General features: G+C 76.0%; 10 protein-coding genes. 6 read left to right on the top strand and 4 right to left on the bottom strand.

What is annotated here, in order from left to right:
- The first annotated feature begins 51 nt into the window (after positions 1–51).
- The gene (locus ACIF8T_RS26705; RefSeq protein ID WP_400038640.1) at positions 52–501 is read left to right on the top strand and encodes an SRPBCC family protein; all 450 of its coding nucleotides are present in this window, start codon (positions 52–54) and stop codon (positions 499–501) included.
- Positions 502–592: 91 nt separating this feature from the next.
- Here ACIF8T_RS26705 and ACIF8T_RS26700 read toward each other — a convergent pair whose 3' ends face one another.
- The 4 genes from ACIF8T_RS26700 to ACIF8T_RS26685 form a co-directional block, all read right to left on the bottom strand.
- The gene (locus ACIF8T_RS26700) at positions 593–4,918 is read right to left on the bottom strand and encodes a cation-translocating P-type ATPase (RefSeq protein WP_400038639.1); all 4,326 of its coding nucleotides are present in this window, start codon (positions 4,916–4,918) and stop codon (positions 593–595) included.
- Between the two features lie 16 nt (positions 4,919–4,934).
- Entirely contained in the window at positions 4,935–5,519 is a 585-nt protein-coding gene (locus ACIF8T_RS26695) for a hypothetical protein (RefSeq protein WP_400038638.1), read from the bottom strand.
- Positions 5,520–5,842: 323 nt separating this feature from the next.
- Positions 5,843–6,058 carry a hypothetical protein gene (locus ACIF8T_RS26690; protein ID WP_400038637.1) on the bottom strand — a complete coding sequence of 72 codons (216 nt, stop codon included), beginning with the start codon at positions 6,056–6,058 and terminating at the stop codon, positions 5,843–5,845.
- A gap of 218 nt (positions 6,059–6,276) precedes the next feature.
- The gene (locus ACIF8T_RS26685) at positions 6,277–7,542 is read right to left on the bottom strand and encodes a phytase (RefSeq protein WP_400038782.1); all 1,266 of its coding nucleotides are present in this window, start codon (positions 7,540–7,542) and stop codon (positions 6,277–6,279) included.
- A 412-nt stretch (positions 7,543–7,954) separates the two neighbouring features.
- Here ACIF8T_RS26685 and ACIF8T_RS26680 point away from each other — a divergent pair, with 412 nt between their 5' ends.
- The 5 genes from ACIF8T_RS26680 to ACIF8T_RS26660 all read left to right on the top strand — a co-directional run bounded on the left by ACIF8T_RS26680 (position 7,955) and on the right by ACIF8T_RS26660 (position 13,250).
- On the top strand, positions 7,955–8,653 hold the full coding sequence (locus ACIF8T_RS26680) for a nucleotidyltransferase family protein (protein WP_400038636.1): 699 nt from the start codon (positions 7,955–7,957) through the stop codon (positions 8,651–8,653).
- Complete coding sequence (locus ACIF8T_RS26675) at positions 8,650–8,937, top strand: hypothetical protein (protein WP_400038635.1); 288 nt, start codon at positions 8,650–8,652, stop codon at positions 8,935–8,937. Before ACIF8T_RS26680 ends, ACIF8T_RS26675 begins: the two co-directional genes overlap by 4 nt.
- A complete protein-coding gene (locus ACIF8T_RS26670) occupies positions 8,934–9,701 on the top strand; it encodes a metallophosphoesterase (protein WP_400038634.1) in 768 nt (255 codons plus the stop codon). The genes ACIF8T_RS26675 and ACIF8T_RS26670 overlap by 4 nt, the downstream gene beginning before the upstream one ends.
- A 335-nt stretch (positions 9,702–10,036) precedes the next feature.
- Complete coding sequence (locus tag ACIF8T_RS26665; protein WP_400038633.1) at positions 10,037–11,701, top strand: alkaline phosphatase D family protein; 1,665 nt, start codon at positions 10,037–10,039, stop codon at positions 11,699–11,701.
- Positions 11,702–11,873: 172 nt separating this feature from the next.
- The gene (locus tag ACIF8T_RS26660; protein ID WP_400038632.1) at positions 11,874–13,250 is read left to right on the top strand and encodes an alpha-lytic protease prodomain-containing protein; all 1,377 of its coding nucleotides are present in this window, start codon (positions 11,874–11,876) and stop codon (positions 13,248–13,250) included.
- Positions 13,251–13,348 lie beyond the last annotated feature (98 nt).

The following is a 13,348-nucleotide window of genomic DNA, read 5'->3' as shown; positions in this document are numbered from 1 at the left end:
TACCCGTCCCCCACTGTCCGTCACCAGACAGAGGAGAGCGAGGGAGTACGCATGTCGAAGGTCGAGGAATCGATCGAGGTCCGCGTCCCGGTCCACACCGCCTACAACCAGTGGACCCAGTTCGAGAGCTTCCCGGAGTTCATGGGCGGGGTGGAGCGCATCGAGCAGCGCACCGACACCCTCACCCACTGGGTCACGAAGGTCGACGGGGTGCGGCGCGAGTTCGACGCGGAGATCACCGAGCAGATTCCCGACGAGCGCGTCGCCTGGACCACGGTGGACGGCGAGGCGCGGCAGGCGGGTGTGGTCACCTTCCACCGCATCCAGGACGACACCACGAAGATCATGCTGCAGATGGACTTCGAGCCGGCCGGCGCGGCCGAGGCCGTCGGCGACAAGCTCGGCTTCGTCAAGCGGCAGGTCACCGGCGATCTGAAGCGCTTCAAGGAGTTCATCGAGAAGCGCGGCGCGGAGACGGGCGCCTGGCGCGGCGAGGTCTGACCCTCCTTCACGCGGCCGACGGCGGCGGCCGTCCCGGGACCGGTTCCCGGGACGGCCGCCGCCGCTGTGTCCGGCCGCCGTGCTCCCCGCGTCACGCCACCGGCCGCGCGATGCCGCTGTGCAGCACGCCGCGGGCCTGCCGGTTCAGGTCGTTCAGGCGCAGCGCCAGCCGGGTGGCGTGGGCGTACGTCCGCCGTACCGGCTCCATGCGCTCCAGGCGCGGGGCCAGGGCCGACAGGGTGATGGCCAGGGCCACGCCCGTCCAGGCGCCGGGGCCGAGCGGGGTGCAGCCGAAGAAGTGGCTGACCCCGGGGGTCTGCACGAGGGCGGCGAGGACCAGGGCCGAGCCCAGGGCCGTCGTCCACACCAGGGGGCTGTGGCGGCGGCCGGAGAGGGTCTGCACCAGTTGGGCGCCGACCACGCCGCACAGCGCCATGGTCGTCGCGCGGCGTTCGGTGCCGGGCGTGAACCGCCCGATCAGGTACGCCGTCACCGCGCCCAGGCAGGTCGTCACGCCGCGGCGCCGGATGGCGCGCAGCAGGGGCGCGCCGAGGACGTCGAGCCCCATCGGGCCGCTCGCCGCGTGCTCCGCGGTCGAGGGGTCGTCGCTGGGGGTCACCGCCACCGCCATGGCCGGGAACATGTCGGTGAGCAGGTTGACCAGCAGCAGCTGACGGGTCGACAGCGGGGAGGAGCCGGCCAGCAGGGTGCCGAGGACGCTGAAGCCGACCTCGCCGGCGTTGCCGCCGATGAGGATGCTGACCGCGTCGGCGACGCTGCGCCACAGGGCCCGGCCCTCCTGGACCGCGTCCACCAGGACCGACAGGTCGCCGGTGGTGAGCACGAGGTCGGCGGCGTTGCGGGCGGCCGCCGAGCCGCGGGACTCCACGCCGACGCCGACGTCGGCGGCGCGGATGGCGGCGGCGTCGTTGGCCCCGTCGCCGGCCATCGCCACGACCCGGCCGGCCTGTTGCAGGGCCTCCACGACGTGCAGTTTCTGCTCGGGGGCGACCCGGGCGACGACGCCGGCGCCGTGCAGGGCGCGGACGCGGTCGCGGCGGCCCATGGCGACGAGTTCGTCGCCGGTGACGACCTCGGTCTCCTCCGGCCAGCCCAGTTGCAGGGCGATCGCCCGCGCGGTCTCCGGGTGGTCGCCGGTGAGCATGACGGGCACGATCCCGGAGCGGCGCAGTTCGGTGAGCAGGGCGTGCGAGGTCTCGCGCGGCACGTCGGCCAGCGCGACGAAGCCGCGGAACTCCAGGTCGCCGAGCGGCGCGTCGAGTTCGGTCTCGGCGTCGTCGGCGCGGCAGGGCCGCTGGGCGACGGCGAGCACCCGCAGGCCCTGTGCGGCCAGGTGGTGGGCGGTGTCGGTGGCGTCGCCGGGCAGGTCGCGGCAGGCCGGCAGGACCGTCTCGGGGGCGCCCTTGACGACCAGGAGTTCGCCCGCGCCGGCGTCGCGGCCGACCGCCGCGGCGTAGCCGCGGCTGGCCTCGAAGGGCAGTTCCCCGGTGGGGGCCCAGCCCTCGTCGGGCGGTGCGGCGTCGAGGACGGCCTCGTCGGTGGCGTGCGCGATCCGCCGTCCCTGGCCCGTCTCCTCCTGCGGGCAGGCCCGCGCGGCCAGCCGCACGACCGGTACGGCGGGCTCGTCGCCGGGTGCGTGGACGGCGTGGTCGGCGGTGGCGACGCGGACCAGGCGCAGCCTGTTCTCGGTGAGCGTGCCGGTCTTGTCGAAGCAGACGGTGTCGACCCGGCCGAGCGCCTCCAGGGTGCGCGGGGTGCGGACCAGGACGCCGCGCCGGGAGAGCCGGCGGGCGGCGGCCATCTGGGCGACGGTCGCGACCAGCGGCAGCCCTTCGGGGACCGCGGCGACGGCGACCGCGACCCCGCCGCTGACGGCGCGCCGCACGGGGCTGCCGCGCAGCAGGGACAGCCCGGTCACCAGCGCGCCGCCGGTGAAGGTCACCGGCAGGGCCTTGCGGGTGAGTTCCTGCAGGCGGGCCTGGACGCCGGCCGGCGGCGGGGTGCGGGCGGCGAGGGTGACGGCGCGGCCGGCCTCGGTCTGCTCGCCGGTGTGGACCACGAGCGCGGTGGCCCGCCCGGCGACGACGGTGGTGCCCTCGAACACCATGCAGGCGCGCTGCGCCACGGGGGCGCCGGGCGTCGCCTCGACGGCCTTGGTCACCGGGAGGGACTCGCCGGTGAGGGCGGACTCGTCGACCTCCAGCCCGTCGACCTCCAGCAGCCGCGCGTCGGCGGGGACGACGTCCCCGGCGGCGAGGCTGATCTCGTCGCCGGGCCGCAGCCGGGCCGCGTCGACGGTGACGGTGCGCTGCTGGGCGTCCTGCTTGCGCGCCTTGGGCTGCTGACGGGCGGCGAGCCGGGCGAGGGCCTGCTCGGCGCGCATCCGCTGCAGTCCGCCGGTGATGGCGTTGAGGTCCATGGCGCCGAAGACGAGCAGCGCGTCGACGAGCGAGCCGAGCAGCGCCGAGGCGACCGCGCCGGTGGCCAGGACCGGGGTGAGCGGGTCGTCGAGTTCGCGGCGGACGGCACCGGCCGCCTGCCACGTCCAGCGCGCCGGGGTCACGAGGGGGTTGCGGGCGATCCGCTGCGCGCGCTCCCGGGAGCGGTCGGCGAGCAGGGCCACGCCGCGCGGTTCGGCGTCGTCGCGGCTGCGGTCGAGCCGGCCGCGCGCCTCGTCGGGCTCCAGCGCGTGCCAGGGGATGTGCAGCCGGGGCCGGGGCGGGGTGGCGCGGGACACCCGGACGGCTTCGAGCCAGCCCGTCAGCAGGGCGCACGCGGCGGCGATGTTGACCGGCGCGTGCCGGGTGAGCGGGGGCAGCCAGCCGCGGGTGGAGGGCGGCCGGCCGCCGCGGGCCACCATCAGTCCCGCCAGGGCCGCGCCGGCGCGGGCCATGGTCTGCGACCGGCGGCCGACGCGCCGGGCCGCCGGGATGGCGGTCAGCAGCCGCCACACGTCGGCCAGCCCGCCGGGGGCCAGTGCGTCGGCGCCCCAGACGACCGCGGCCCCGGCGTCGGTGAGGGCGATGGCCACGTCACCGGCGGGCAGCCCGGCCGCGACGTCGCCGTCGCGGTCCGGGGCCAGGCGGGCGACGGTCACCACGCAGCGCCCGTCGTCCTGCAGGGCCCGTACGACGTCGCCGAAGCTCTGCCCGGACGGGGCGGCCTCGTCGGCGAGGCGGGTGATGTCCTTCAGGTCGGAGCCGCCCGCGACGACGACGTGCAGGCCGGCCCGGCGGGCCGCGTCGAGGACGGCCTCGGCGAAGGGGTCGACCGGGTCCTCGGGCGCCTGCGGGTCGGCGGTGGCCGGCCGGTTGCGCAGGGCGTCGGCGTGCAGGACGAGGGAGTCGGCGATCTCCAGCTGCCGCAGGCGCTCGGCGCTGCGCACCAGGATGCCGGAGCGGGCGAGGAAGGTACCGAGGGCGGCGCTGAAGGCGCCGGGTCCGTACCGGGCGGCCTTGGGGGAACCGGCCAGCACGGCTTCGGCGGCCTCGTTCGGGTCGTGCATGACCAGCAGGGTGGCGGCGGCACCCGCGACGCTGCCGGTGCTCGCGTGGGCCGCGTACTCCTTGGCGGGGGTGACCCGCAGCGGGGGCCGGACCTCCGGCGGGCAGGCCAGGCTGGTGCGGTGCTCGCGGCAGACGTCGTCGTGCAGCGCCTCGAAGGCGGCGGCCCGGGCGACCGCCTCGGTCAGCTGGCCGCCGCGCAGCAGCGCGTCGAGGACCAGCGACACCGGGGACTGTCCCGCGCCGTGCGCGGCGGCGTTGGCGGCGGCGAGGACGAGTTCCCGGCCGGACCGGCCGAACCGCTGCCGCAGGAAGGCCCGGAAGCGCGGGTTCTCGCGCAGCAGGGTGACGGCGGCGGTGACCATGCGCGGGGACGGGGGCAGGCGCATCGAGCGGCCGGCCATCGCGCCGGCCACTCCGGCGGCGTCCATCAGCAGGGCCGCCGCGGCCACGCGCACCTCGCGGGGGCTGCCCGGGTGGGCGGCCTCCTCCTCGTCCTCCGGGTCGGCGCCCTCGGCCAGGCCGAGGCGGGCGGCGAGTTCGGCGGCCCGCGCGGCGACCCGGTCGGTGGCGGCCTCCTCCACGGCGGTCACCACGAGACGGGACAGGCCCTCGTCCCAGTAGGCCGCCAGGACTTCCGGGTGGTCGACGAGTTCGGCGGCCACGGAGCGGGCGAGGGCGGCCGTGTCGCCGCCGGGCCCCCGCAGCGCCAGGTGCACGCGGTGGCCGCCCCGCCAGTGGGCACCGCCGCCCAGGGCGTTGCGGGCGACGTGCCGGACGCGCAGGGTCGTGCCGTAGGCGGTCGCCATCCCCGCGGCGGTGCTGCGGGCGGCACCTGCTGCCGCCCCTGCCACGGCCCCGGCCAGCGGGGCCACGTCGAAGCGTGTGAGCATCTCCTGTCGTCCCGACTCAGCTGCTGTGGCGGTCGTCGTCGGCGGGCCGGTGCTCCGGGTCGGGGCCCGGATGTCCGGTGTGGGGGCCGTGGTGGCCGGTGGCCTCCGCGACCTGCTTCAGCGCCGACGCGGTACGGGTGTCACCGACCTTGGCGGGCTGCTCGTGGACGTGGTGTTCGGGCTGGTCGTGCCGGTAGTGGCTGGTGGCCAGCCGGTCGCCGGCGCCGGCCGGCGTGGGGTCCGCGGCGGATCCGTCCTCCGCGGTGCCGTCGGCGGCGGACCGGGTGGTGTCCCCGTCCGCGGGGCGGTCCGGGCGCGGCTGGGTCAGCCAGGCGACGGCGGCGCCGGTCAGGGCCACCGGCCACTCGACGACTCCGGCCACGCCGAGCACTCCGGCGCCGGCGTAGACGGCCATGCGGCGGCCGCGCGGGGAGACCGCCCCGATGCGGTCCAGGGCGCCGCCGGCGACCTTGCCCACCTGCTCCGCTCCCGGCACGTGGCGCAGCCCGGAGGCCACCGCGCGCAAGGGCTGGGGGAGATCCGACGGACGTTCCTTCACCTGGTTCATGTCGACCTCCACGAGCGCGTCACCTAGGGGCATGGGCCAGCTTCCATGCTTTAAGCCCATATTCCGCCTTTTGTCGGCCGCTCGCTTGCCTTGTTCCGCGCGGTGACGGAATACCGGGTGCCGGTGTACCCCCGTGCCGCCGTCCCACGCGCCGCGAGCCCGCCGGTACGGCGGCGCGGCCCTCGGAGCGTCCGGGCCGGTGCCGACGGGGTCCCGGCGCGCAGGCCGGCCCGGCGTGCGCCGGCGTGGGCGGCGGCGGGCGGCCGTTCGTGCGGGCGGGTGACGCGGACGGGGTGGCGGGCCCGGCGTACCGGGTCAGGAGCCGGGGCCGGCCGGGCGGCCGCCGCCCGTGCGGCTCACAGGACCGTCCGGCCGTCGTGGAGTCCGCCCGCGCAGTGCTTGGACCACACGATCTGCCCGTCGTCGCTCCGGGCCTCGACGACGACCATGCCGCCGCCCGCGATGCAGTCGCTCGCGGTGACGTCCGCCGGGGCGGCCGCCGCGGCGGCGGGGACGAGCAGTGTGCCCGCGGCGGCCAGGGCGACGATCAGGGCGCGGGGCGGCTTTCTCATGGGTGCTCCCTCGGACGGGGGCGGCCGGGGGTGCGGGCCGGGCCGCCGCTGCCCTCCCAGCGTCTCCAGCCCGGCCCCCGGCCGCCACCGCAGCCGGACTCGCGGGGAGTCCCCCTCCCCCGGCGTCCCTCCCCAGGGGCTGTCGTCCGGCTCACGCCGCGGACGCGGGGCCGACGACAGACAGTCGATTCCCCGCGACCTGATCCGGACGACAGTCCCTAGTCGTCCAGGGCGTCCAGGACGACGCCGAGGTCGACGAACTTGAAGCCGGTGGCGGCCCGGTCACCGTCGCCGGGGGTGTCGTGGCCGTCCTGGACGACGAGCAGGCCGTTCGGGTACTTGCCGCCGAGCGGCTGGTTCAGCACGGCCGCGCCGTCGCACTCCTCGGAGCCGTCCAGCGTCGCGGAGGCCGCGGTGACCCGGAAGCCGCCCTCGTACTCGTTGTCGTCCCCGCGCTCGCGGTCGTAGGCGGCGAAGGTGTCGTCGCCCTGGCTGGAGGCCAGCAGGTAGCCGTCGCCGTCGGACTCGGTGAGCAGCGTCAGGCCCTCCACGTCGGCGGAGAGCACGGTGCCGCCGTAGCCGGGGTCGGCGCCCGCCTCGCACTCCTCGGTCGCCTCGTCGTACGTGCCCGGAACGCCGTACTCGCGGACCGTGTCGACCAGTTCGGGCGCGGAGGTCAGGTCGGCGCGCAGCCGCCAGATGCCGACGTCCTCCTGGCCGGCGTACAGGATGCCGTCGGCGGGGTCGACGACCATGCCCTCGACCTGCGGGAGTTCGCCGGGTTCCGCGCACGGGGACCAGGACGTGCCGTTCGGCAGGCGGAAGGAGGCGGGCAGGTCCAGGGAGCGGACCTTGCGGTAGCCGACCTTGCCGTTCGCGGTGGGCAGGAGCTCCAGCAGGGCGATCGAGGTGCGCTCGCGCCGGCTGACCAGGGCGTAGGAGCGGCCGGTGGCCTTGTCGGTGTAGGTGGCCAGGCCGTAGGCGGTGCGCTGGTCGTTGATCTCCTCCTGGCCGGCGGAGAAGACCGGGGCGGCGGCCGGGTCGGTGACGTCCGTGAGGGGGCGGCCCGGGGCGTTCGGGTCGATGCGGTAGACGCGCAGGCGGTCGTTGCCGCGGTCGGTGGTGACCGCCACGTCGGCCCGGCCCGTGCTCAGCCTCAGGCCGCCGACGAGGTCGACGTTGTTGAAGCGGCCGGGGGCGTCGTCGGCGTCGGGTCCGGGCGGGGCGGCGATCGACTGGACCAGGCGGGCGTCCAGGTCGTAGACGCGCAGCCCGCCCTCCTTCGCGGTGGCGACGACCAGGCTGCGGGCGGGGTCGGCGGCGTTGCGCCAGATGGCGGGGTCGTCGGCGTCGGCGTTGCCGCCCGCCTCGTCGTCGTACAGCGTCGCGGTCTCCGCGCGGGGCACCACGGTCGGCAGGGCCGCGTCGTCGGCCGCGACGGCGGGGACGGCGGACAGCAGCGCGAGGGTCGCGGCGAGGGCCACGGCGCCGGTACGGCTCTGGCGGTGTCTGGTCACGCGGAGGCTCCCTGGGTCGATGACATGACAAAACCGCACGTGATCTTGGTGCGGGCGGCGGACGGCCCGCGGGCCCCGGAGTGAAGAGCGACCGCCGCGCGGGCGAACATCCGGTGCGGGGCGGGCGGGCCGTGCGGGCGTGCGGGTCGTGCGGGGACGGAGGGACGACCGGTGTACCGGCCCGGACCGGACCGGTCAAGAAGGCGGGGAGACGTCCCGGAGGGCGGGTACACGAAGAGGCCGGGAGCCGTGCCGGCCAGGGCGGCGGTCCCGTTCCGGCCCCGTCCGTGTCGGAGCGGGCGCGCCGGGTACTCAGAGCACGCACCACGGCCGTCCCGAGCACGGACGCCACCAGGCACATCGTCGAAACGGAGGGGTCATGACGCAGAACGGCGACGAAGCGATGCTCGCCCGGCAGCCGGGGATTGCCGGCCTGCGCCTCGCCCCCGACTCGTCCGGGCACGCGCCACCGCAGGACCCGGCCCTCGAAGACCCCGAACAGCTCCTGCCCCGGGACCGCAACCAGGCGATCCTGGAGGCGGCCAAGCAGGTCGGCGCGCTGCTCAAGCGCCAGGGGCACCTGTTCGCGCTGGCCGGCAGCGTGGCCGCGTACGCCCACGGCGGCGAGAAGAACCTGCAGCACGACGTCGACTTCTGCATCCGGCCCGAGGACGCGGAGGCGGTGGCCGCCACCCTGCGCGAGGCCGGCCTGACGGTCTACACGCCGCCGGAGGACTGGCTGATCAAGGCCACCTGCTTCGGCCAGGACGTCGACATCATCTTCGAGCTCGCGCACCGGCCCGTCAGCACCGAGATGCTCGACCGGGCCGAGGAACTGTCGGTGGAGTCGGTGCGCATGCCCGTGCTGGCGCCGACCGACCTGGTGTGGAGCCTGCTCGCCGCGTTCTCCGAGCACCACTGCGACTTCGGCGCGGTGCTGCCCATCGCGCGGGCGCTGCGCGAGAAGGTCGACTGGGAGCGGGTGCGCGACGACTGCGGCGAGGAGCCCATGCCCGCCGCCTTCTTCTTCCTCCTCGAACGCCTCAACGTCATCGCCCCGCGGAAGGAGCAGCCATGAGCGTCCAGGGCCCGCAGCACGCGGGCGGCACGGCGGCGGCCCAGAACCTGGACTACCGCGTCGCCCACCTCCAGGACCGCCTCGCGTCCGGCGACCTCGGCGAGCTGGGGGTGCGCATCGAGGTCCGCGGTGACGCGGTCCTGGTCACCGGCACCGTCCCCTCGACACCGTGCCGCACCGAGGTGCTGCGCCTGGTGGCGGACGAACTGGCCGGGCACCCGGTGCACTGCGACATCGTGGTCACCGAGACGTCCTCACCCGACCACGCGGAGGAACTCGCATGATCCGGATCGCCGCCGTCGGAGACATCCACATGGGCCCCGACAACCAAGGGGTGCTCCGTCCCGCCTTCGAGACCCTGCCCGACTGCGCCGACGTGCTGCTGCTCGCCGGCGACCTGACCCGGCACGGCACCCCGGACGAGGCCCGGGTGGTGGCCCGGGAGATCGAGGGGCTGGGGGTCCCGGTGGTCGCCGTCCTCGGCAACCACGACCACCACGACGACCGGCCGGACGAGGTCACGGCCATCCTGGAGGACGCCGGAGCGCACGTCCTGGAGGGCCGGGGCACGGTCGTGGTCAGCGACGGCAAGCGCATCGGCGTGGCCGGCACCAAGGGGTTCGGGGGCGGTTTCGTCGGCCGCTGCGCCGGGGAGTTCGGCGAGCCGGTGATGAAGGAGTTCGTCCAGCACTCCCGGCAGTGCGCCGACGGCCTGCGCAAGGCCCTGGAGGAGCTGGAAGCGGAGGGCTGCGACGCGCGCATCGCCCTCACCCACTACTCCCCCGTCCCGGAGACGCTGGCCGGCGAGCCCCTGGAGATCTATCCGTTCCTGGGCAGCTACCTGCTCGCCGAGGCGATCGACACGGCCGGCGCCGACCTCGCCGTGCACGGGCACGCGCACGCCGGCACGGAGCACGGGATGACGAGCGCCGGGGTGCGGGTGCGCAACGTCGCCCAGCCGGTCATCGGCCGCGCCTTCCACGTCTACCACCTGCCGGGGCGCGAGCGCGTGACGTCCGGCATGTCCTCCGGGGCGGCCACCGGCTGAGCCCGCCGCCCCACCACCCCGCGAGGGCCACCGCCCCGCCGAGCCGCCGGCACCGCGCCGGCGGCTTCTTCCTGCGCTGCGCCGCACCCCGTACCCCCTCTCGTGTGACCGCCCCGCACGGCGTGCCCGTTTCGCCGATCTTGTCTGCTTAGCATGCAGGCTCCGTGATCAGCGGGCCCGTGTCGCGCGGCCGCAGCACGGCCGGCGGCCGCGGACCGCGTCCGCCGGCCGGGGCTCGGCGCCGGTCCGCGCGGGGGCGGCCGCCCGGGGGGCTCCTCGCTCGTCGTGCCGTTCGCCCGTCGGAACCGCCCGCTCCCCCGACGAGAGGACACCAGATGGCGCTGACGGGCCGTCACCGACCACCCGCGGGACACGCGTTCTCCCCGCACGACGCCGTACTGCGCGCCGCCGCCCCGCGCCTCGCCCGCCGCCGCTTCCTGACCGTCACCGCGGCGGCGGCCGCGCTCGCCTTCACCACCAACCTGCCGGCCCGCGGCGCGGTCGCCGCCCCGGAGCGCGACGCGGCGCGGATCCCGGACGACCCGTTCACCCTCGGAGTCGCCTCCGGGGACCCCCTGCCGGAGTCGGTGGTGATCTGGACGCGGCTCGCGCCCGAGCCCTTCGAGGCGGACGGCGGTCTGGGCGAGGAACGGGTCACCGTCGAATGGGAGGTCGCCGTCGACGAGTTGTTCGGCGCCGTCGTCCGTTCGGGCACCGCCACCGCCCACGCCGAGTACGGGCACAGCGTGCACGTCGACGTCACGGGTCTCTTCCCGGGCAGCACGTACTTCTACCGGTTCCGCGTCGGCACCTTCATCAGCCCCACGGGGCGCACCCGCACGGCGCCCGCCGCGTTCAGCCCCGTCTCCGGCCTGCGGCTGGCCGCCGTCGCCTGCCAGGCGTACACCGACGGCTACTTCACCGCGCACCGGCATCTCGCGCAGGAGGACGTCGACCTGGTCTTCCACCTCGGCGACTACCTGTACGAGTACCCGGTGGACTCCGCGGGCGGCGCCCGCCAGTACGCCGGCGGCACCCTGCCCGACGTCTTCAACCGCGAGACGCTGACGCTGGCGGACTACCGGCTGCGCTACGCCCTGTACAAGAGCGACCCGGACCTGCGCGCCGCGCACGCCGCCCACCCGTTCGCCGTCACCTGGGACGACCACGAGACGGAGAACAACTACGCGGGCGCCCTCGACGAGAACGGCACCCCGCCCGAGCAGTTCCTGCTGCGCCGGGCCGCCGCCTACCGGGCGTACTGGGAGAACCAGCCGCTGCGCGCGGCCCAGCTGCCGAAGGGACCCGACGCGCTGCTGTACCGCCGCCTGCAGTGGGGCACGCTCGCCCAGTTCGACATCCTCGACACCCGGCAGTACCGCTCCGACCAGGCCTACGGCGACCGGCCGCACGCGCCGGGCCCCGAGTCCGACGACCCGGCGCGCACCCTGACCGGCGCGGCGCAGGAACGCTGGCTGCTCGACGGCTGGAAGGCCTCCGGGGCGCTGTGGAACGTGCTGCCGCAGCAAGTGTGCTTCTCCCAGCGCAAGTTCGACGTCACCGCGGACGCCCCGCTGTCCATGGACGCCTGGGACGGCTACCGCGCCTCGCGCGACCGGATCGTCGCGGGCGCGAAGGCGGCCGGCGTCGACAACTGGATGATCCTCACCGGCGACGTCCACGTCGGATACGCCTTCGACGTCAAGGAGGACTTCGACGACCCCGGGTCCGCGACCCTGGGCACGGAGTTCACCTGCACCTCCGTCACCAGCGGCCGGGACGGCACCGACCGGCCGGCCAACTGGGACACCTACATGCAGGCCAACCCCCACATGAAGTTCTACAACGGCCGCCGCGGCTACGTGCGCGTCGAGCTGGGGCGCCAGTCGGCCCGGGCCGACTTCCGCACCCTCCCGGCGGTCACCACGCCCGACGCCCCCGTCAGCACGGCCGCGTCCTTCGTCACGGAGGTGGGCGCCCAGGGCCTGAAGCCCGCCTGACCCGCGCCGTGTCCGCCCGCGTACGCCGCCTGCCCCGTCCCCGTACTGCACATGGCGCCCCTTCGCGGCACCAAAGCGCGAAAGACCGGGGCCCGGCACATCGGTCCGGGCCCGCCGGGCAAGGCCTAAGGCTCCGCGGCGGCTTCGCCCGTGATCGAAGGAGATGCATCGAATGGCCCACAGACATGCCGTGACCGGCCGCCGTGCCGCGCTGACCGCGCTCGGCGCGCTCCTGCTCGCCCAGCTCCCGGCCGCCGTGGCCGCCGAGCCGTCCCCCACGTCGGTGCCCGCGCCCGGCGCCGCCCAGACCCTCGGGGCGGACAAGCCGGCGGCGGCGGTGCTGCACGCGATGGAGCGCGACCTCGCGCTGACCTCCGCGCAGGCGGCCGAGCGGCTGGTCAACGAGGCGGAGGCCGGCACCCGCGCGGGCCGGCTGGCCGGTGCGCTGGGCGACCGCTTCGCCGGGGCCTGGGTCCGCGGCACGACCTCGCAGGAACTCACCGTCGCGACCACCGACGCCGCCGACGTGGCCGCCATCGAGGCGCAGGGCGCGAAGGCCGCGGTCGTGAAGACGTCGCTGGCCGCCCTGCGGGCCGCCAAGGGGAAGCTGGACGCCGCCGCCCGGCGGCTCGACACCCGCGACACCCCGCTGTGGTACGTGGACGTCCCCGCGAACCGGGTCGCGGTGCAGGCCACCAGCGAGGCCGCGGCGAGCGCGTTCGTCAGGGCGGCGGGGCTCGACGGCCAGGACGTGGGCGTGCGGGTGACGGCGGACCGGCCGCGTCTGATGGCGGAGATCACCGGCGGGGACGCCTACTACATCGACGGGACCGCCCGCTGCTCGGTCGGTTTCTCCGTCACCAAGGACCAGCAGCAGGGCTTCGCCACCGCCGGTCACTGCGGCAGGCCGGGCTCGAAGACGGCGGGCTTCGACAAGGCGGAGCAGGGCGAGTTCCAGGCCTCCGCGTTCCCCGGCAAGGACATGGCCTGGGTGGCCGTGAACGGGCAGTGGACGGCCACCGCCCACGTCAAGGGCGAGTCCGACCAGAAGGTGGAGGTCGCCGGCTCGGCCGAGGCGCTCGTCGGGGCGTCGGTGTGCCGCTCCGGCTCGACCACCGGGTGGCACTGCGGGACGATCGAGCAGCACGGCACGAGCGTCAGCTACGCCGAGGGCACGGTCGACGGGCTGACCCGGACGACGGTGTGCGCCGAGCCGGGCGACTCCGGCGGGCCGTACGTGGCGGGTGCCCAGGCGCAGGGCGTCACCTCCGGCGGCTCCGGGGACTGCAAGAACGGCGGCACGACGTTCTACCAGCCGCTCAACCCGCTGCTCGGCGAGTTCGGCCTCACCCTGAAGACGAAGGCCGCGCAGGCGCAGACGCCGGGCCCGCAGGACAACGGCACCGTCGACGCGTGGGTCGCGGGCCGCGTCTACCAGGCGGGGGCCACGGTCACCCACGACGGGGTGCGCTACCACTGCCTGCTGACGCACCAGGCGCAGACCGCGTGGGCGCCCACGGGCACGCCCGCCCTGTGGCAGCGCGCGTGACGTCCGCTCCGCGGGCCGCTGCGGGCCGTCCGACGCCGGTCCCCGCCGGCGCCGGGCGGCCCGTCGGCCGGTGCGCCCGGCACGGGTGACGGTGGTCC

The organism is Streptomyces sp. NPDC085946 (assembly GCF_044540485.1).
GTDB lineage: Bacteria > Actinomycetota > Actinomycetes > Streptomycetales > Streptomycetaceae > Streptomyces.
This window is presented reverse-complemented; position numbering and strand designations above follow the sequence as displayed.

Excerpts from the sequence above, each read along its gene's own strand:
- ACIF8T_RS26705 (WP_400038640.1), top strand. The coding sequence starts at position 52 with ATGTCGAAGGTCGAGGAATCGATCGAGGTCCGCGTCCCGGTCCACACC.
- ACIF8T_RS26700 (WP_400038639.1), bottom strand. The coding sequence starts at position 4,918 with ATGCTCACACGCTTCGACGTGGCCCCGCTGGCCGGGGCCGTGGCAGGG.
- ACIF8T_RS26695 (WP_400038638.1), bottom strand. The coding sequence starts at position 5,519 with ATGCCCCTAGGTGACGCGCTCGTGGAGGTCGACATGAACCAGGTGAAG.
- ACIF8T_RS26690 (WP_400038637.1), bottom strand. The coding sequence starts at position 6,058 with ATGAGAAAGCCGCCCCGCGCCCTGATCGTCGCCCTGGCCGCCGCGGGC.
- ACIF8T_RS26680 (WP_400038636.1), top strand. The coding sequence starts at position 7,955 with ATGACGCAGAACGGCGACGAAGCGATGCTCGCCCGGCAGCCGGGGATT.
- ACIF8T_RS26675 (WP_400038635.1), top strand. The coding sequence starts at position 8,650 with ATGAGCGTCCAGGGCCCGCAGCACGCGGGCGGCACGGCGGCGGCCCAG.
- ACIF8T_RS26670 (WP_400038634.1), top strand. The coding sequence starts at position 8,934 with ATGATCCGGATCGCCGCCGTCGGAGACATCCACATGGGCCCCGACAAC.
- ACIF8T_RS26665 (WP_400038633.1), top strand. The coding sequence starts at position 10,037 with ATGGCGCTGACGGGCCGTCACCGACCACCCGCGGGACACGCGTTCTCC.
- ACIF8T_RS26660 (WP_400038632.1), top strand. The coding sequence starts at position 11,874 with ATGGCCCACAGACATGCCGTGACCGGCCGCCGTGCCGCGCTGACCGCG.